The sequence below is a fragment of the Bacillus sp. SCT118 genome (assembly GCF_058566435.1).
The window spans coordinates 3,581,044-3,598,221 of sequence record NZ_CP191225.1; the positions used below are offsets into that span (position 1 = coordinate 3,581,044).

A 17,178-nucleotide genomic window follows, 5' to 3' on the forward strand; every position below is an offset into this window, starting at 1 on the left:
TCCCCTTTGCTATGTCAGCCATTCCATCTTCATTCTCGTTTTCAGTTCTTTTATATGCTGTTCCCGTTCTACCGCAAGCGCTTCTGCCTCCTGAAGGGACACAGGCTCAAACTGGACGTGCTCGCCCGGCATGATTTGGGAAACAATCGGAAGATCAGCGGATATGATGTGCGCGATCCTCGGATAGCCGCCAGTCGTCTGCCGGTCTGCAAGCAGGATAATCGGGTTGCCGTCAGGCGGCACCTGTACTGTTCCGAATGAAACCGCTTCCGACACCATCTCAAGCGGGGCCTTCAGTTCGAGCGGTTCTCCTTTGAGCCTGTAGCCCATACGGTCAGACTGCGGCGTGACACGAAATGCTTCTTCATAAAAACGCGTTTTTGATTCTTCTGTGAAAAAGGCAAATTGCTTTCCTTCCAGCACCCGAATGACGGGATTCTTCTTCAATGGCAGAAATCTGCCGCGGCTGACTGACCACTTCGGTGCTGCAAATCCCTGTTTTCCAAGCTGCGAACTTAAGCGGGAAAGGATGGTTTGCGAAAGAGCTGACATCTCTCCAATGTTCAGTTCATCTTCTTTTTGAAGCGCTCTGCCATGAAGTCCGCCGATGCTTCCTCTGACGTATGTGCTTTTACTTTCCATGACGGCAGGCACCTCGATGCCGCCGGCTGCCGCCAAATAAGCACGGCTGCCGAGTTTGCAGGGTCCGAAGCTGACCGTGCTGTTTTCCTTGATGAGCACAGGCTTCCATAAAGGCGCTTCCTCGTCATTAATACGCAGCGTGAAGTCCGCCCCTGTCACAGCAATCAGTGTCTGTTTTGAAAAATGAAACGACGGACCGGGCCCCATCATCGTTATTTCGAGACCTGCTTCATTTTCGCCGTTTCCTATCAACAGATTGGCAATGCGCAGTGAAACCGTGTCCATAGCGCCGCTGGCCAGAACGCCGTATTTTTGGTAACCCGTTCTGCCTATATCCTGAACCGTTGTGAGCAGTCCGGGCTTTAATACTTTCATGCTCAATTGGACTCCTCCTTATAGGCGTGATAGTCTTTTTCTGAGATGCGAACGAATTTCACAGTATCTCCCGCCCGCAGCAATGTCGGCGGATTTTCCTGCGGCCGGAAAAGAGCCAGCGGCGTTTTGCCGATCAGCTGCCAGCCCCCCGGCGTTGAAATCGGATAAACGCCTGTCTGCAATCCCGCAATACCGACCGAACCTGCGGGAATCGACGGTCTTGGCGATGATTTTCTCGGAGCAGCAATGCGTTTTGACATCCCGCCTAGAAAAGGAAAACCGGGCGCAAAGCCAAGCATATACACCACATATTCACCGTTTGTATGAATGTCGATTACTTCCTCCGGTGACAGCTGATTGATCTTCGCCACCTCTTCTAAATCCGGACCGAATTCACCGCCATAGCAGACAGGAATTTCTACAATGCGGCGGTTGACCTCATAGTCTTCGGCTATTTCTACCAGCCGCTCTTCGACATCGCGCTTGACCTTCTCAAAAGGTGAGCTTATGCCTTGAGGCAAATGCTTGTACACTTCATACATATCATAAAATACGGTTAGACTTGTAAAAGCCGGGATACATTCAATGAATCCCGGAAATGGCTGTTCTTCTATATAAGCGGCCGCGGCATGGACAATGCCGTTGACCTGTTCATTGATTTCTTCTCCGAATCGGATCATCATTGCAGAATCACCGAGCTGTTCGATTTGATATCGTACAGTCATCTTTCTCACCTCTTTTATTTCTCGTTCATCAGGATGACGAGAGGTTACAGCACCGCAAGCGACTCGTCTCGAATATCTGTGATGAGCATATGCCCCGGCGCATGTGTGATGACCATTTCAGGCTTTACATTCATAGCCACGGCTTGCGGGGTCACCCCGCATGCCCAAAAAACAGGAACCTCGCCGTCACGAATGGAAACGGCATCTCCGAAATCCGGTTTCCCGAGATCGCGAATCCCGATTGCTCCCGGATTGCCGATATGGATCGGCCCTCCGTGCACAGCCGGAAAACGCGAGGTCACTTGTGCGGCACGTACAGCCAGCCGTTCAGGAACCGGCCTCATGCTGACAACCATCTGTCCGTGAAACGCCCCCGCCGGAACACAATCGATATTCGTTTTATACATCGAGACGTTTGTCCCCTCATCAATATGCCGGACAGCTATCCCATTATTGATCAGTGCCTGTTCAAAGGAGAAACTGCATCCGATCAGAAAGCCGACAAAATCGTCCTCCCAGTATGGCGTAATATCAGATACTTCTTCCGTTAAGATACCGTGCCTGTAAATACGGTATTTCGGAAAGTCCGTTCTGATATCAGCATCAGGCGCAGCCAGAGACGGCACGGGCGAACCTGCTTCAGTCACATCCAGCACGGGGCAGGGCTTTTGATTTCGCTGGCAAAACAGCAGAAAGTCAAACGCAAGGTCCTTTTTCAAAACCACAAGATTCGCTTGGGCGTAGCCGCCGGACATGCCAGCGGTCGGCCCGTTTATTTTCCCCTCTCGTATCAGGGCGCGTACATCCTTTGGCGCCATTTTGTTTAATTGCTCCACTTATATCAGCTCCACAATTGAGGAAGTTGTGTACATAACGTGTAGATTCCCATAACTGCCATTACAATCACTACAAGCGCGCCTGTGCTTGTCAGCCAAAGCGGATGCTTATAATCACCGACAATGTTTTTCTTGTAGGCGGCAACAAGCAGCGTTCCGAGCGCAATCGGCAGAATTAAGCCGTTCAGTGAACCGACAAGGACGAGGATCTTCGCAGGCTGGCCGATTGTGACAAAAGCTAACGTAGAAACCACAATAAATCCGATAATAATACCCCGTGAATTCTTTTCAATTTTTGGAGAAAAGGTTTTGAAAAATGAAACAGATGTATAGGCTGCTCCAATAACAGACGTAATCGCCGCAGACCACATGATCAATCCGAAAATTTTATAACCGACATTTCCAGCAGCCAGCTTGAAGACAGAAGCCGCCGGGTTGCTTTCATCGATGTGCAGGCCTTTCGATACAACGCCTAGAACCGCAAGAAAAAGAGCGATACGCATGACAGATGTAATTAAAATGCCGACAACCGAGCTTTTTGTCACCTGCGGAATGGATTCCTTCCCTTTAATTCCGGCATCAAGCAAACGGTGTCCCCCGGCAAATGTGATATAACCGCCGACGGTTCCGCCCACTAGGGTGACAATGGCAAATATGCTGATGTGTTCCGGGACGAATGTATTTGCGACTGCCTGTCCGACCGGAGGAGCTGTCGTCGCCGCAACGTAGACCGTTAAAATAATCATCACGAATCCCGCGATTTGCGTAAAACGGTCCATCGCTTTTCCTGCTTCCTTGATGACAAAAATCAAAATGGCGATAACGGCACTGATTAAAGCGCCTGTTTCAGGTGTAATGCCGAACAGCACCTGAAGCCCCAGCCCGGCCCCTCCGATATTCCCAATATTAAAAGCTAGTCCGCCAAGCACGACGAGAATGGCGATGAAATACCCCAATCCGGGAAGCACCATATTCGCAATTTCCTGACCTCGTTTTCCAGAAACTGCGATGATGCGCCACACATTGGTTTGGGCGAAAATATCTAAAATAATAGAGATTAAGATGACAAAACCGAAGCTTGCTGCGAGTGTGTTTGTGAATGTTGCGGTTTGGGTGAGGAAACCCGGTCCGATTGCTGATGTCGCCATTAAAAAGGCGGCGCCCATCAGCAATGACCAGCTGCCCGCTTTTTTTCCTGCTGTCTTTTTCTGCTGCTCCATCTATTGTTCCTCCTTTATGTTGACTTCTGTTCTGAAATAGCTGTCACTTCAATTCCAGCCGCTTTGAGCTGTTTTCTGATTTTTTGCGCAAATGTCAGCGCATGGGCTCCATCTCCATGAATGCAGACTGTATCTGCTTTTAATGGCACATCATGTCCTTGCTGAGATTTGACCGCCCCTTCTTTCACCATTTCGATGACCTGGGTGACGGCGGCATCATCACTTTCAATGAGTGCGTCCGGCTGGGAGCGCGGTGTCAGCGTGCCGTCCGATTGGTATGTTCTGTCGGCGAACACTTCATTTGCGGTCTGAAGTCCGATCCGTTCTCCCGCTTTTACAAGCTCGCTCTCAGCAAGACCGAAAAGAATCAGGCCTGGATCAATCTTATAGACAGCTTTCGCGATAGCATCCGACAGTTTTTGATCGACTGCCGCCATATTGTATAAAGCGCCATGCGGCTTGACGTGCTGCATGTGAAGTCCCTCTGCTTTTAGAAAGCCAGAGAGCGCGCCAATTTGATAAACGACAAGATCATACGCTTCCTCAGGAGAAATCGCCATATTGCGGCGCCCAAAACCGAGTAAATCCGGCAAGCCCGGGTGCGCGCCGATTTTTACGCCTTTTTCCGCTGCAAGCGCGACGGTTTTTCGCATAACACTAGGATCTCCTGCATGAAATCCGCATGCGATATTCGCTGATGTCACATACTCTAAAATATCTTGGTCAAGGCCTATCTTGTAGGCTCCGAAGCTTTCTCCTAAATCACAGTTTAAATCAATCTGAAACACAGAATCCCTCCTGCCAAAGCAAACGATATGCTTTATGTCATTTATTGTCCCGAAATTCGGAACGACTATTCCGAATTTTTGAACTTTATTTCATTATAAGTGAATCATATCAGTTTGTGAAATACTTTTGTCAGAAAACCTACCATGGTCCCAGAAGAAAACCTGCCAAACTAAAAAAGAGAGTCCATCTTAGGACTCTCTTTTTTTTATAGTACCCAATGGCGAATCGCTTTAGCGACACCATCCTCAATATTTGTATCCGTGATATAATCAGCCGTTTCTTTTACGATGTCTTGCGCATTGCCCATTGCGACGCCAAGACCCGCTTCTTTGATCATCGCAATGTCATTAAGGCTGTCACCCATCGCCATCACATTCTCCATTGTAAAGCCGAGTTTTTCCGTAACCTTGGCAAGGGCTGCAGCTTTGTTGATGCCAAGCGCGTTGACTTCAATGTTTGTCGGACTTGAATTTGTGATTTCAAGCTCTTTGTTTTTTCTCAGCTCCTCCAGCACTTCATTTCGGATATCATCATCCTCGATGTCAAAGCCGAATTTGAGCCATTCATGATCCGTAATGTTTTCCGGAAACTCGCCTCTCCATACTTTATTCACCGTAGAGGCCCAGAAATTAGTGTTGTGCTTATTCCGCAAATCCCACATCATTTGAATATGGTCCGTATGGAGCAGCTTCCGTTCCACCAAATTAAAATTCGAATCCCAAATTTCACTTCCGTTTGCCGTGATTAGAAAGGATGACAGCTTTAGCGATTCCGCCAGCTCCCGGCACGTCATCAGCGTCCGGCCCGTGCTGATCACCACATACACACCTTTATCCTCCGCTTCACGAATGGCTTTGCGGTTTTCATCCGAGATCAGCTGCTCGTCGTTCAGCAGTGTACCATCCATATCAATTGCGATCAGCTTGATATCTACATCTTCTCTTTGAACAGACATATATGTACCTCTCTTTATCTTTTTGTTGTGCTTCTCTCTATTCTAATACATTATACCCAGCGGGACAAAAAAGCGATTTCCTATGTTTGAGGAGAACGGATAAGAGGAAAACAAACGGTGAGGTGATCAAACATGACAGAAAAAAAACAGCAAAACAAACCAAATGAAAACCCCGAGCACAACGACTTAACCGATCCGATTCCTAATGAAGAGCTGAAGGAAAATATGAATGATGAAAAACACAAACGCCAGCAAAGAGATAACTCTCAAAGCGAACGGGATTACGACACAAAATAGAACCCCTCACAAAATGTTGTGAAGGGTTTTTTTCATTTTTCAATATAGATGCCGATTTCAGCTTCAGCAACAGGCTGCTCTCCAACTGATGCCTTGGCATGTCCGAACACAAACCCGCGCCGATTGCGCGTGACTTCAAACGTAAGATCAAGCCGGTCACCGGGCGCAGCTTCTCCCAGCTTTTCCGCTTTCTTCACCGAAGACAATAATCCCAAGCTGTTCTCATCTGTAATTCCTGTAAAAGCCGCGGTTTGCGCAAGCGCTTCAATCACAAGTGAAAACGGCATTTCTGTTTGCGTATCAGTGATAAACCAGTCGTTCTCACTAATCAGCTTATAAGCTGCCGCGTGTTTGCCGGGCTCGCTATCCGTCACGCCATCAATAAACAAAAATGGATAGCGGTGAGGCAAAGATAATGAGTTCATTTTATATCTCCTTTTTTTGACCATTATATCTCAGCCTAAAGCGAAACGATAGGATATAATGGAAAAAACACAAAAGGAGGCCGTTATGTCCCCAAAACCGCTTGTCATTCTCGCACACGAAATATACGGTGTAAACAGCAGTATGAAAAAGATGGGCCGGCTGATCAAAATGGCTGGATATGATGTGTTGACGCCCAACCTGCTCGGCGAAGATGAAGTCTACACACTGCAAGAAGAAAAAACGGCATACGAACAATTTACAAAACACGAACGGCTGAAAACGGGAGAAACCATCATCCAGAATGTGATCAGGCAAAACGCCGGACGGCACATCTTTGTGATTGGATTCAGCGTGGGGGCTACTATCGCATGGAAATGCAGCAGTATGCCTGAGGTGAGCGGATCGGTTTGTTATTACGGTTCCCGGATACGCGACTCTCTTCATCACGTGCCAGCCTGCCCGGTCCTATTGTTTTTCCCTAATTATGAGCCGTCGTTTGACGTAGCGCTTCTTATTAAAAAACTGCGGGAAAAACAGCATACCCATCTTGAGATTTATCAATTCGATGCGCTTCACGGCTTCGCCAATCCTGATTCTGTTTATTTCAACAGGACCCTTTTCTTCCAAACGCTTTCTATCATAAAAAACGGGGCGGAAAAACGGCTCCGCCCTGTTTCATCAGAAATTTATTAATCGCTTACAGTGCTTTATTATCGCGTGTTTTGGTTCCATACGTTCCATGTTCTTTGTTGCACTGAGTTTTATTTTGCCTGTCTCATCTCACCGAATGGATAAAAGACGAGAGATTCAGTACCGATGATATCGTCCTCAGAAGGCATGCCCATTCCGTTTCTGCTATCCAGTGAATTGAGACGGTTATCTCCCATTACAAAATATTTACCGGTAGGAACCTCAACCTCGAAGTCACCCGTTAAGGTTACACCCGATTCTTTGACCTCTTGTTGTTGTTCCTTTAAGTACGGTTCTTCCACCTTTTTATCATTTATGTACAGCTGATCATTTTTCATTTTAATGCTGTCACCAGGCAAACCGATTAAACGTTTGACAAATGAGCGGCCGCTCTTTTTGTCATGAATGACTATGATGTCGCCTCTGTGAAACCCGCCAGTCCATTTGACTGCTTTATCAACCAGAATTCTTTCTGAGTCTTTAAGCGTTGGGGCCATTGATGATCCTTCAATAAGAAAAGGCTTGTAAAACACCAATCTGATCGTAAAAATGAGAGCTGCGATCATAATGATACTGAGTACAACGATCGTTTTGACTTTTCTTTTTTTCTTTAACGTGATTGTTTTTGCATTCAACTTCCTTCACCCGATGCTTTCCTAAGAATTCCAAATTATTATACAGCATTTGGAACTGCTTGGTTAGACTTTCGTGGAAATTTTCGTAAGGAAATGGACAGGCCGGGGCAGCCATCTGCCCCGGCCTGATTCATCAGAGCTTTCTTAAGCGCGAACAGATTTCATCAGTGACCTCAGCCGTTGTGCTTTGTCCCCCAATGTCGCGTGTTTTGATGCCGTCGGCAGTCACTTGCTCCATTACATCCAGAATTTTCGCCCCCAATTCTTCCTCTCCGAAGTGGTCGAGCATCAGCTTCGCTGTCCAAATCTGGCCGATCGGATTGGCAAGGCCCTGTCCGGCAATGTCAGGAGCAGAGCCGTGAACCGGTTCAAACATGGACGGATATTTGCCGGATGGATTGATGTTCGCAGAAGGCGCAATGCCGATGCTTCCCATCAGGCTTGAGCTGATGTCGGTTAAAATATCACCGAACAAGTTGCTCGCCACAATGACATCAAACGTTTCCGGACGCGTCACAAAAAAAGCGGCCAGCGCATCAATATGCTGAGATGATGTTTCGATTCCGCTATAATCAGCGGCTGTCTGCTGAAAGACCTCATCCCAAAACGGCATCGCGTGATAAATGCCGTTAGACTTTGTGGCGCTTGTCACATGGTTGCGCCGTTTTTTCGCCAATTCGAAGGCAAAGCGCATGACACGTTCTGTCGCTTTTCTCGTAAACACGGCATTCTGGATGGCGATTTCATCATCGCCTCTGTGAATGCGCCCGCCGACTTCACTGTATTCACCTTCACTGTTCTCGCGAATCACCACGAAGTCAAAATCATTTGGATGCAGAAGCGGCGACGTAATGCCCGCCATTTGTTTGGCGGGTCTCATATTAATGGAAAGCTCAAGCTCCCTCCGGATTTTCAGCAGCAGTCCCCATAACGATATATGATCGGGAACCAGCTTCGGATTTCCGACGGCTCCCAAAAAAACCGCTTCAAATTGAGTAAGCGTATGTATTCCATCTTCGGGCATCATTTTGCCGTGCTCCAAGTAATAATCACAGCTCCATGGAAAAGCCGTGAATGAGAATGACAAACCTCCGTGTACCTCAGCCGCTGTATGAAGCACTTTCTCAGCAGCCGCTACAACCTCTTTTCCTACTCCGTCTCCCGGTATTGCCGCAATCTCGAATTGTTTCATCGTCATTCTCCTTCCCCTGTTTTCGTAAGCGCTTTCTATTATACTAGATTGCGAGATAGTAAAAAAAGCCCGTGACATTGTGTCACGGGTGGTCGGTTATTGATTAAGTTTCTTTAAAATGATGGCGTGCAACGGTTCATGGGACTGAATGCCGCACACCTCTTGAAGTACGCCGCTGTATCCTTTTTCTTCGATCAGCGCTTGCAGTTCAACCGCTTCAGGATCACCGGCGAAATCGAAGCGCAGTGCTGCGGCAATTCCTTCCGCCAGTGCATTCGGTTCTTTTATTTTCTTTGCCGGGCCTACAAGTCTATCATTTTCTCCCAGTTTTCTGAGAGGTGACCTCGCTACGCGGGTCACATCGTCCGAAATGAAAGGATTTTCAAAGCGACCGATGATTTTTTTGATATATTGTTCGTGTTCAGTTTGCTTAAAGCCATACGATTTGACGAGATAGTCACCAGTTTCAAGCAGCGCCGAATGAACAACACGGCGGATTTCCGGATGATCGATTGCTTCTTTGACCGTTTTGAGTCCGCGCTGATAGCCGACATACGCTGTCACCGCGTGTCCGGTATTGACCGTAAACAGCTTCCGTTCGATGTACGGGGTTAAATCATCAACAAACAGTGCGCCGTTTATGACTGGTGTTTTCCCTTTAAAGCCTGATTCATCAATGACCCATTCGAAAAATGGTTCAACCGATACTTTCAGCGGGTCTTCATGATGCTGAATCGGGACGATCCGGTCAACGGCAGAATTCGGAAAACCTACCGTTTCACTGACGGATTTCTGCTCTGCTTCCGTTAAATGGCTGTATATTTCTTTCTTTAAGAAGCTGCTTCCGCCAATCATATTTTCGCAGGCAATGATATTCAGTGTGTTTGCAGCGTTTCTCCGTCTTAAGCCTTCTGCGATCGACGGAGCAATCAGCTTCAGCACGTTCGGGCCGACAGCTGTTGTGATGAGCGCCGCCTCATTCATCAGCCGATACAGCTCTTCGGGCTGACTGCCGCTGTTAATCGCGCTGACCGGGCCAATGACCTCTGATGAACGTCCCTCTTCTGCCAGTTCGACTGTGTATTCTTTTTTTTCGTTGAGGAGGCTGACCATCGTGTCGTTTACATCCGCAAACACCACATCATAGCCGGAGTGGTGAAGCAGCGCGCCGATAAACCCTCTCCCAATATTCCCCGCACCGAAATGTAAGGCGATCATGTCAGTTCACCTCGTTGAAAATGGCGATCAAATCTTCTTCGCTTTTAGCGGAGATCAGGCGTTCAATATTTTCTTCTTCTGAGCAGATAATGGCGATGTTAGACAAAATGTCTAAATGCTCATTATTTTTACCCGCAATGCCGAATACCACTTTTGCCGTGTTGCCTTCTCCGTACTCAACACCCTCTGGAATCTGTATGATTGAAATCCCAGAGTGAAGCACCTCGCTTTTCGCTTCTTCTGTGCCGTGTGGAATGGCAATGAAATTCCCCATAAACGTAGAAGACGTTTCTTCACGTTCAAACATTTTGCTAATGTAATCCTCTGTCACGTAGCCGTTGTCAATCAGCGTCTGGCCTGCCAATTTGATGGCCTCTTCTTTTGATGATACCGTTTGATTGAGTTTAATATTTTCCTTTGCGAGTACTTGCATGAGTATCACTCTCTTTCTATAAGATTACTTTTTCAGCTTTTCAATCAGCTCGTCGTATTTCGGGCTGTTTAAGAAGTTATCCACTGATATGTGTGTCGCGTTCGGCAGCTTTGCTTTCGCGCGATCTGTTAAATCTTTGTGGGTGATGACAATATCCGCATCGCTTGGCAGAGTGTTAATGGCCGTGTTGGTCACACTAATGTCAAGTTCTGCTTTTTTCACCTTGTTTCTTAAGATGGATGCCCCCATCGCACTTGATCCCATTCCCGCATCACATGCAAAGATAATTTTGTTCACACTTTCAGGAGACAGCTCAGACGCTTCCTCTGCTTTGGCTTGTTCCGCATCTAAAGCAGCTGCTGCCTGACTTTTCTTCCCCTTCATGGACTGCATTTTTTCTGTTGCGGCAGCCAGGTCTTCTTCACTAGCTTTTGAGGATTTCAGGATCACTGCTGAAACGATGAACGATACAGCTGCAGCGACCAATACACCCGCCAATACGCCGAAATAGCCTCCTCTTGGCGTCATTGCCATCAATGCGATAATGCTTCCCGGTGACGCTGCCGCGACAAGTCCGGCATTAAAGATCGTAAACGTTAAGAGTCCGCTTGCTCCGCCGGCAATGGCTGCGAGAATCAGGGCCGGTTTCATCAGAATGTACGGGAAGTAAATCTCGTGAATCCCGCCGAAGAAATGGATGATCGCCGCACCGGGAGCCGTTGATTTTGAAGATCCTTTGCCAAAGAACATGTACGCCAGCAAAATGCCGAGCCCCGGTCCAGGGTTTGCTTCTACTAAAAACAGAATTGATTTTCCTGTTTGGGATGCTTGCTCGATTCCGATCGGGCTTAAGATTCCATGGTTAATGGCGTTGTTGAGGAACAACACTTTCGCCGGTTCTACAAAAACACTGGCTATCGGCAGTAAATTAGCGTGTACAATGACTTCCACACCAGCCGCCAGCAATTTATTTAGCGTCAGGACAACCGGGCCGATGGCGTAAAACGCGAGAATCGTTAAAGCCGCGCCGACAATCCCTGCCGTAAAGTTGTTGATCAGCATTTCAAAGCCTTGTTTGACTTTATCCTTGAATAATTTATCAGTCTGTTTAATGAGGTATCCGCCAAGCGGTCCCATAATCATTGCGCCTAAAAACATTGGAATATCCGATCCGACAATCACCCCAATTGCCGCTGTCGCTCCGACAACTCCGCCGCGGTGGTCGTAGATCATTTTTCCGCCTGTATACGCTATCAAAAGCGGCAATAAATACGTAATCATCGGGCTGACCAGCGTGTTCAGCTGTTCATTCGGAAACCATCCTGCCGGAATAAACAACGCGGTAATGATACCCCACGCGATAAACGCGCCGATATTCGGCATGATCATTCCGCTCAAATAACTCCCAAAGCGCTGCACTTTCACTTTCATGCCGCCTTGCTGCTGTTCTTGCTGCTGCATATATAAACCCTCCCTGTTTTGTTTGTCGCTGTAAGATACAAAAATATGTTCAGAGAATGATGCTTCCCTTTGACTCTATGTTAAAACGCTTACAGTACCTATACAATTGAAAGTAAAGAGGACTTTGGCACATGACTGTGACAATTTTTTAAAAATAAAAAGGCTCCTGGTTTCAGGAGCCTTTTCTCTTTCCTCTATAAATAATGTTGCCGTTTTGAATCACGTACTTTGCGATCATTCGCTCACTCACAATAAAAACGGGATAGGCGCACACAAGTGCAAAAACAGCCATTGGCACGTGCTGTACAGCCGGCAGCATTGAACCTGCCGCATTGCGGAGGAGCAGCAAAAGATAAATGAGCAGCACAATGGCCGCTAATGATACCAGCATAATCGGAGCTGATATTTTATATTCATAAAGCCGTTCCCGGCAGTGTCCGCAGCGAAATTGACAAGGCACATTTGATGATCTGACCATGTCGCCTGTCAAAGGTTTGCCGCAGTTCGGGCATGGTGTTTCTTTCATAGGGTATTCCTCACTTTCTATTCCATATGTCTATTATACCAGAGTCCCTTCTGTTTCGTTTTGTTGCTGTTCAACACATTTTCACATTTTTTATCATCAGCTTACTTGTCTCTGTCTCTAAAATCCTCTACGCTTAAATAGATCTTAATGAAGAGGGTGTATGAATGCTTCCGATTAATAGACAGCAACACATACTGAAGTGGCTGAAAGAAGAAGGCGCGCTCAGAATTTCTGACATCAGCGCAAAGTTTGGCGTTTCGGAAATGACGGTATACAGAGATGTCAATCAGCTGGTTCAGTCAAATCAGGTCATTAAAACGGCCGGCGGCATCACGCTCCCCGCCAGAACACCTCAAACGGATCATATGTGCAGCTATTGCTTGAAGCCCGTCAATCAAGCTCATTCGGTTCAGCTGATTACGGTAAACCAAGACATTGAACAGCTATGCTGCGCACATTGCGCGTTTTTGCGTTACGCGGATAAAACGGAAGAGGTTTCACACTTGATTTGCAGAGACTTTCTGTTACAGACAACCGTCAGTGCCGGTTCGGCTTATTTCGTCGTAAATGCTGAATTAAACCTGCACTGTTGCCAGCCGCAGGCCATTCCGTTTGCGACACTTGACCATGCCGAACGATTTCAAAAAGGATTCGGCGGAGCCGTCCGCACTTTCGACCAAGCGCTGGAAGACATGCTTCAAGACAGAAAGAAACGCTGCACCTGCACCAAGAAATAACACAACACATACAGCGGAAGGTGGTGTCTGAGTGATGAAGCGAAACAGATGGTGGATCATCCTTCTGCTTTTTCTTGTTTTCCTGCCGAAAACAAGCTTTGCTCACGCCTATATTGTCAAATCCTCACCTGGAGAAAACAGCGAATTAAAAAGCGCGCCTGCACAGGTGGAGATTGAATTTAATGAACCTGTTGAAGAAGGGTTTCATTACATTAAAGTCTATAATTCAAACGGCGACCGTGTGGATACGGACAAGACTGAAATCAGAAAAGATAATCATCACATCATGACAGTGAAGCTGAAGAAGAATCTGCCTAAAGATGTGTACAGAGCGGAATGGAATGCCGTATCCGCGGACGGGCATCCTGTTTCCGGCGTCATTCCGTTCAGTATCGGGAAAGCGGATGGCGGATTCAGCAGCCAAAAAGCAGCCGATTCAGCGCTGAATCCGGGAACAGCAGCAGATCGCGCGATTTTGTATACAGCCTTATCTCTGTTTATCGGAACGGTTTTCTTCCATCTTTTCTGGTATAAAGGGACATCAGAACAGCTCGTCAAACGGACGAGACGTATCCTGACCGGCTCGATCGCAGCACTGGGTCTGGCGCTTTTGCTTCAGCTTCCGATTCAGACAAAAGCGAACGCAGGCGGCGGCTGGGGCAGCGCATTCCAGCTGGGCTACATCAGAGAAACACTGTTTGAGACAGCAGGCGGCTCCATTTGGATCATACAGGCCGCGCTGTTCGTGCTGCTCGCATTGTCTGTAATCCCTGCGATACGGAAAAACCGCTTTTCATCCTTTGGCTATTGGACAGCGCCGCTCATTTTCTTTTTCGGTCTCCTGCTTGCCAAGGCGTTTACAGGGCATGCTGCTGTCGTTGAAGAAAAAACGGTCGGCATTTTGATGGATTTCCTTCATTTAACTTCCGCTTCCATCTGGGTCGGCGGAATAGCGGCACTTGTTTTGCTGCTCTCAAAAGAATGGAGGCAGCCTGACAAAACGCTCGCGTGGGAGACGGTCAGACGGTTCTCCCCATGGGCGCTCACTGCAGTCGGCGTCATTTTGTTTTCAGGCTTGCTCAATGGATTTTTCATCATTCGTTCAATGGATTCACTGTTCCATACAGCGTACGGCCAAGCTCTTTTAGTGAAAAGCGGGCTGTTTGTTTTCATGCTGGTCTTAGGTGCGTTTCATTTTCTGCTTACCAGAAAGCAGCGCCGCACAGGAATCAGCCAAACGTTGAAAGCGGAGTGGGCAATCGGCATCGCTGTATTGATCACAGCGGCCGTGTTTACAAGCCTGCCAAGCCCGCCTGAGCCAGCGCCGGAACCGTTCTACCAAACCAAAGCGATTGAGAACGGACAAAGCGTTTCTCTCAGCATCAGCCCAAACCAGCCCGGAAAAAATGTTTTTGAGCTGCGGGTCACCGACCATAACGGAGATCCCGTGAAAAACATCCAGCAAATCACGTTAACCGTTTATAAAACAGGCCTGTCAGGCAGCGAAAACAAAAGCACCTTTACATTAAAAGAAAAAACAAAAGGCGTCTTCCAGGATCAAAACCTGTCGATTAATGAAAAAGGAAACTGGAAGATCAAAGTCCACGGCCTAACCGGCGACTTTAACGAAATCAATATCATGTTTACAAAGACCAATTAAGGAGTGTTTACGTTGTTGAAAAAAATCGCATTGACACTATGTCCGGCTATTATCGGCTCCCTCTTATTCTTTACGGCCCCTGCCAGCGCGCACGTTTCTGTAAAACCGGCTGAGTCTGCTGCAGACTCTTGGGAAACATATACAATGAAGGTTCCTTCTGAGAAAAATCTGCCGACAACGAAGGTTGTCCTCAAAATGCCGAAGGATGTTGAATTCCAGCAATATGAGCCAATTCCGGGCTGGAAGGTTTCCACTCAAAAACATGATGACAAATCAGTGTCCGTGACATGGGAGGCGACTGACGGAGGCATTCAGGAAGGCCAGTTCCAGCAGTTTACCTTTGTTGCCAAAAACCCTGATAAAGCGGGGGAAGCTGCTTGGGACGCATACCAATATTACAAAGACGGCAGCATTGTTGAGTGGACAGGTGACGAGGATGCCGATACACCTCATTCCATTACAAACATCACGTCTGCAAAACAAGTGACAGATGAGCACGGCGCCACGAAAACAGAAGACGATTCCGAAAACTCAGGTTCTTCAGCTCTGGACATCACAGCGATTGTGCTGTCTGCGGCTGCTATTATTTTATCTGTAGCAGCACTTGTAAAGAAAAAGCGTGCCTAATAAAGAAAGCGATCCAGATGTCATGTCTGGGTCGCTTTTTATGTTTAACCGCGGCCTGCCTGGAAAGCAGGATATTTCGTCATTCCGCCGTCCGCAAACAACGTGATGCCTGTAACATAGCTGGATTCCTTCGAAGCAAGCCACACTGCCACTGCGGCAATTTCCTCCGGTTCGCCGATATAGCCCATCGGGATCATGCTCTCTACATCTGCTTTCTGTTTAGGGTCAGCGAATTTTTCAGCATTGATTGGCGTGTTGATCGCACCTGGCCCGATATTGTTGACGCGAATGCCCTTCGGCGCGTATTCCAAAGCCAACGTTTCAGACATCAGCTTAATTCCGCCTTTACTAGCTGCATAGTGGACAAATAACGGCCACGGAATCCTTTCATGCACGCTGGACATGTTGATGACATTTCCCTTGATATCGTTTTCTACGAAATATTTAATCGCTTCACGGCTTCCTAAAAAGGCACCTGTTAAGTTCGTGCCGATGACTTTATCCCAATCCTTGAGCGGCATTTCGTGAGATGGCACAGGATTTTCAAGACCGGCATTATTAATCATAATATCGAGTGTGCCGAACTCTTTAATTGCCGTTTGCACGATATTTTTTACATCTTCCTCTTTCGTGACATCTCCTTGGACGACAACAGCTTCACCGCCCGCCTTGATGACTTCTTCTTTTACCTCGTTCGGATCTTGTTTATTACTATAATAGTTAATGACCACTTTTGCCTGCTCCTTGCCGAAGCGAATGGCCATTGCCTTTCCGAGCCCTGAAGCAGCTCCTGTAATAGCGACGACTTTTCCTTTTAAATCCGGATACATATACATCCTCCTCCATTTGTTATGAATTTGTTTTGGCGATTCCTAAGAATACGGCAGCGGCAATAATCAGGATAATCCCTATCGCAATTGCTATAAGCTGGCGTTTCGTTTTCTTTTCACGCAGGATGAAAATACCGCCGAGCGTAGAAATGACAATTCCCATTTGTGAAAGGGAAAAGCTCGTTGCAACGCCGACTCGCGGCTGAGAAATAAACAAAAACATATTTCCGCCTGCCCAGATTAACCCTGGGAGAATATTTCTGATCGCATACTTGTTAAAGGGTTTGTGTCTATAGGTTAAAACTAACCCCCCGACCACCATGCCAATTGCCTGTGGCAGCAGCGCGGACCAGCCGGACACATTGAATAATCTAGCCACGACTACATAAACCAAATAACCAAGAGTCGAAACAAGGAGAATCAAAATGCCCTTTTTCAAATTGCTTGGCTCGCCCTCTTTTTTATCATTCTTATCTTCCAAGGACGTGAGAATGATTCCCACAATGATAAAGATCAAAGCGAGAACGCCAAGCGTAATCGCAATCGGTGTTGACCATTCGCGGAACACGATCACACCGAACAGCGAGGTGGAAACGAGCTGCATTCCTGTAGAAATCGGCATTGTTTTCGACACGCCCATCAATTGAATGCTTTTCAGCTGGTTGGCCTGTCCAAGTGACCAAAATAAGCCGGATACGATTCCAACAATAAAAATGCGAAGTGACAGAACGGGCTGAACAAAAAAGTAAATAACGATAGAAACAATGAGTGCCCCGATCGTCGTTCCCAGTGTCTGGCTGTACGGCCCGCCGCCTAATTTCACATTGAAGAGAACAATGCTCCCCCAAAACAAAGCCGGGAGAAGAGCCAATAATAAATCCATTGTTGGGGAACCTTCTTTCAA

Annotated in this window: 20 protein-coding genes; 5 read left to right on the plus strand and 15 right to left on the minus strand. The window is 47.2% G+C overall.

All coding sequences use genetic code 11. From position 1 onward, the window contains the following. Positions 1-9: 9 nt before the first annotated feature. The 6 genes from pxpC to ACQVGT_RS18475 form a co-directional block, all read right to left on the minus strand. Positions 10-1,017 carry a 5-oxoprolinase subunit PxpC gene (pxpC, locus tag ACQVGT_RS18450; protein ID WP_003234419.1) on the minus strand — a complete coding sequence of 336 codons (1,008 nt, stop codon included), beginning with the start codon at positions 1,015-1,017 and terminating at the stop codon, positions 10-12. Positions 1,018-1,019: 2 nt separating this feature from the next. After that, entirely contained in the window at positions 1,020-1,742 is a 723-nt protein-coding gene (pxpB, locus tag ACQVGT_RS18455) for a 5-oxoprolinase subunit PxpB (RefSeq protein WP_029317303.1), read from the minus strand. A gap of 44 nt (positions 1,743-1,786) precedes the next feature. Beyond that, entirely contained in the window at positions 1,787-2,560 is a 774-nt protein-coding gene (locus ACQVGT_RS18460; protein ID WP_010886407.1) for a putative hydro-lyase, read from the minus strand. 23 nt (positions 2,561-2,583) lie between these two features. After that, entirely contained in the window at positions 2,584-3,798 is a 1,215-nt protein-coding gene (locus ACQVGT_RS18465; protein ID WP_003234422.1) for an NRAMP family divalent metal transporter, read from the minus strand. Positions 3,799-3,812: 14 nt separating this feature from the next. Beyond that, complete coding sequence (pxpA, locus tag ACQVGT_RS18470; protein WP_015382789.1) at positions 3,813-4,586, minus strand: 5-oxoprolinase subunit PpxA; 774 nt, start codon at positions 4,584-4,586, stop codon at positions 3,813-3,815. A gap of 206 nt (positions 4,587-4,792) precedes the next feature. Next, positions 4,793-5,542: a phosphoglycolate phosphatase gene (locus ACQVGT_RS18475; protein ID WP_003234424.1), complete on the minus strand. Its 750-nt coding sequence runs from the start codon at positions 5,540-5,542 to the stop codon at positions 4,793-4,795. A gap of 132 nt (positions 5,543-5,674) precedes the next feature. Between ACQVGT_RS18475 and ACQVGT_RS18480 the strand changes: the two genes are divergently transcribed. Further along, positions 5,675-5,839, plus strand: a complete 165-nt coding sequence (locus ACQVGT_RS18480; RefSeq protein ID WP_003234425.1) for a YczO family protein — start codon at positions 5,675-5,677, stop codon at positions 5,837-5,839. A gap of 32 nt (positions 5,840-5,871) precedes the next feature. Here ACQVGT_RS18480 and ACQVGT_RS18485 read toward each other — a convergent pair whose 3' ends face one another. Then, on the minus strand, positions 5,872-6,264 hold the full coding sequence (locus ACQVGT_RS18485) for a 3-hydroxyacyl-ACP dehydratase FabZ family protein (RefSeq protein ID WP_015482808.1): 393 nt from the start codon (positions 6,262-6,264) through the stop codon (positions 5,872-5,874). Positions 6,265-6,349: 85 nt separating this feature from the next. On the opposite strand from ACQVGT_RS18485, the gene ACQVGT_RS18490 reads away from it, so the two are divergent. After that, positions 6,350-6,958, plus strand: coding sequence for a dienelactone hydrolase family protein (locus ACQVGT_RS18490; protein ID WP_015482807.1), 609 nt, complete (start codon positions 6,350-6,352; stop codon positions 6,956-6,958). A gap of 68 nt (positions 6,959-7,026) precedes the next feature. Here ACQVGT_RS18490 and sipU read toward each other — a convergent pair whose 3' ends face one another. The 6 genes from sipU to ACQVGT_RS18520 form a co-directional block, all read right to left on the minus strand. Then, the gene (sipU, locus tag ACQVGT_RS18495; protein WP_015382785.1) at positions 7,027-7,590 is read right to left on the minus strand and encodes a signal peptidase I sipU; all 564 of its coding nucleotides are present in this window, start codon (positions 7,588-7,590) and stop codon (positions 7,027-7,029) included. A 133-nt stretch (positions 7,591-7,723) separates the two neighbouring features. After that, positions 7,724-8,788: a tartrate dehydrogenase gene (locus tag ACQVGT_RS18500; RefSeq protein ID WP_015382784.1), complete on the minus strand. Its 1,065-nt coding sequence runs from the start codon at positions 8,786-8,788 to the stop codon at positions 7,724-7,726. A gap of 90 nt (positions 8,789-8,878) precedes the next feature. Continuing rightward, positions 8,879-10,000 carry a mannitol-1-phosphate 5-dehydrogenase gene (locus tag ACQVGT_RS18505; protein ID WP_015482805.1) on the minus strand — a complete coding sequence of 374 codons (1,122 nt, stop codon included), beginning with the start codon at positions 9,998-10,000 and terminating at the stop codon, positions 8,879-8,881. Between the two features lies 1 nt (position 10,001). Next, positions 10,002-10,433, minus strand: a complete 432-nt coding sequence (locus tag ACQVGT_RS18510) for a PTS mannitol transporter subunit IIA (protein ID WP_003246714.1) — start codon at positions 10,431-10,433, stop codon at positions 10,002-10,004. Positions 10,434-10,457: 24 nt separating this feature from the next. Continuing rightward, positions 10,458-11,894 (minus strand): PTS mannitol transporter subunit IIBC, encoded by a 1,437-nt coding sequence (locus tag ACQVGT_RS18515; RefSeq protein ID WP_046340204.1) that lies wholly within the window; start codon positions 11,892-11,894, stop codon positions 10,458-10,460. 172 nt (positions 11,895-12,066) lie between these two features. Continuing rightward, positions 12,067-12,420, minus strand: coding sequence for a hypothetical protein (locus tag ACQVGT_RS18520; protein WP_015382782.1), 354 nt, complete (start codon positions 12,418-12,420; stop codon positions 12,067-12,069). A 164-nt stretch (positions 12,421-12,584) separates the two neighbouring features. On the opposite strand from ACQVGT_RS18520, the gene cutR reads away from it, so the two are divergent. The 3 genes from cutR to ACQVGT_RS18535 are packed head-to-tail and all read left to right on the plus strand — an operon-like array spanning position 12,585 to position 15,444. Continuing rightward, entirely contained in the window at positions 12,585-13,157 is a 573-nt protein-coding gene (gene cutR / locus ACQVGT_RS18525) for a copper uptake transcriptional regulator CutR (protein ID WP_015382781.1), read from the plus strand. 34 nt (positions 13,158-13,191) lie between these two features. Continuing rightward, entirely contained in the window at positions 13,192-14,817 is a 1,626-nt protein-coding gene (gene ycnJ / locus ACQVGT_RS18530) for a copper transporter YcnJ (protein WP_015482803.1), read from the plus strand. 12 nt (positions 14,818-14,829) lie between these two features. Beyond that, the gene (locus ACQVGT_RS18535; protein ID WP_015482802.1) at positions 14,830-15,444 is read left to right on the plus strand and encodes a YcnI family copper-binding membrane protein; all 615 of its coding nucleotides are present in this window, start codon (positions 14,830-14,832) and stop codon (positions 15,442-15,444) included. A gap of 44 nt (positions 15,445-15,488) precedes the next feature. Here the strand turns inward: ACQVGT_RS18535 and gdh are convergent, their stop codons facing one another. Further along, a complete protein-coding gene (gene gdh, locus ACQVGT_RS18540; RefSeq protein ID WP_014475815.1) occupies positions 15,489-16,274 on the minus strand; it encodes a glucose 1-dehydrogenase in 786 nt (261 codons plus the stop codon). Between the two features lie 19 nt (positions 16,275-16,293). Next, complete coding sequence (gene glcU, locus ACQVGT_RS18545; protein WP_003234455.1) at positions 16,294-17,157, minus strand: glucose uptake protein GlcU; 864 nt, start codon at positions 17,155-17,157, stop codon at positions 16,294-16,296. Positions 17,158-17,178: the final 21 nt, after the last annotated feature.

Excerpts from the sequence above, each read along its gene's own strand:
- cutR (WP_015382781.1), top strand. The coding sequence starts at position 12,585 with ATGCTTCCGATTAATAGACAGCAACACATACTGAAGTGGCTGAAAGAA.
- ACQVGT_RS18505 (WP_015482805.1), bottom strand. The coding sequence starts at position 10,000 with ATGATCGCCTTACATTTCGGTGCGGGGAATATTGGGAGAGGGTTTATC.
- pxpB (WP_029317303.1), bottom strand. The coding sequence starts at position 1,742 with ATGACTGTACGATATCAAATCGAACAGCTCGGTGATTCTGCAATGATG.
- pxpC (WP_003234419.1), bottom strand. The coding sequence starts at position 1,017 with ATGAAAGTATTAAAGCCCGGACTGCTCACAACGGTTCAGGATATAGGC.
- ACQVGT_RS18515 (WP_046340204.1), bottom strand. The coding sequence starts at position 11,894 with ATGCAGCAGCAAGAACAGCAGCAAGGCGGCATGAAAGTGAAAGTGCAG.
- ACQVGT_RS18490 (WP_015482807.1), top strand. The coding sequence starts at position 6,350 with ATGTCCCCAAAACCGCTTGTCATTCTCGCACACGAAATATACGGTGTA.
- glcU (WP_003234455.1), bottom strand. The coding sequence starts at position 17,157 with ATGGATTTATTATTGGCTCTTCTCCCGGCTTTGTTTTGGGGGAGCATT.
- gdh (WP_014475815.1), bottom strand. The coding sequence starts at position 16,274 with ATGTATCCGGATTTAAAAGGAAAAGTCGTCGCTATTACAGGAGCTGCT.
- ACQVGT_RS18500 (WP_015382784.1), bottom strand. The coding sequence starts at position 8,788 with ATGACGATGAAACAATTCGAGATTGCGGCAATACCGGGAGACGGAGTA.
- ycnJ (WP_015482803.1), top strand. The coding sequence starts at position 13,192 with ATGAAGCGAAACAGATGGTGGATCATCCTTCTGCTTTTTCTTGTTTTC.
- ACQVGT_RS18480 (WP_003234425.1), top strand. The coding sequence starts at position 5,675 with ATGACAGAAAAAAAACAGCAAAACAAACCAAATGAAAACCCCGAGCAC.
- ACQVGT_RS18520 (WP_015382782.1), bottom strand. The coding sequence starts at position 12,420 with ATGAAAGAAACACCATGCCCGAACTGCGGCAAACCTTTGACAGGCGAC.
- ACQVGT_RS18510 (WP_003246714.1), bottom strand. The coding sequence starts at position 10,433 with ATGCAAGTACTCGCAAAGGAAAATATTAAACTCAATCAAACGGTATCA.
- ACQVGT_RS18475 (WP_003234424.1), bottom strand. The coding sequence starts at position 5,542 with ATGTCTGTTCAAAGAGAAGATGTAGATATCAAGCTGATCGCAATTGAT.
- ACQVGT_RS18465 (WP_003234422.1), bottom strand. The coding sequence starts at position 3,798 with ATGGAGCAGCAGAAAAAGACAGCAGGAAAAAAAGCGGGCAGCTGGTCA.
- ACQVGT_RS18485 (WP_015482808.1), bottom strand. The coding sequence starts at position 6,264 with ATGAACTCATTATCTTTGCCTCACCGCTATCCATTTTTGTTTATTGAT.
- ACQVGT_RS18460 (WP_010886407.1), bottom strand. The coding sequence starts at position 2,560 with ATGGCGCCAAAGGATGTACGCGCCCTGATACGAGAGGGGAAAATAAAC.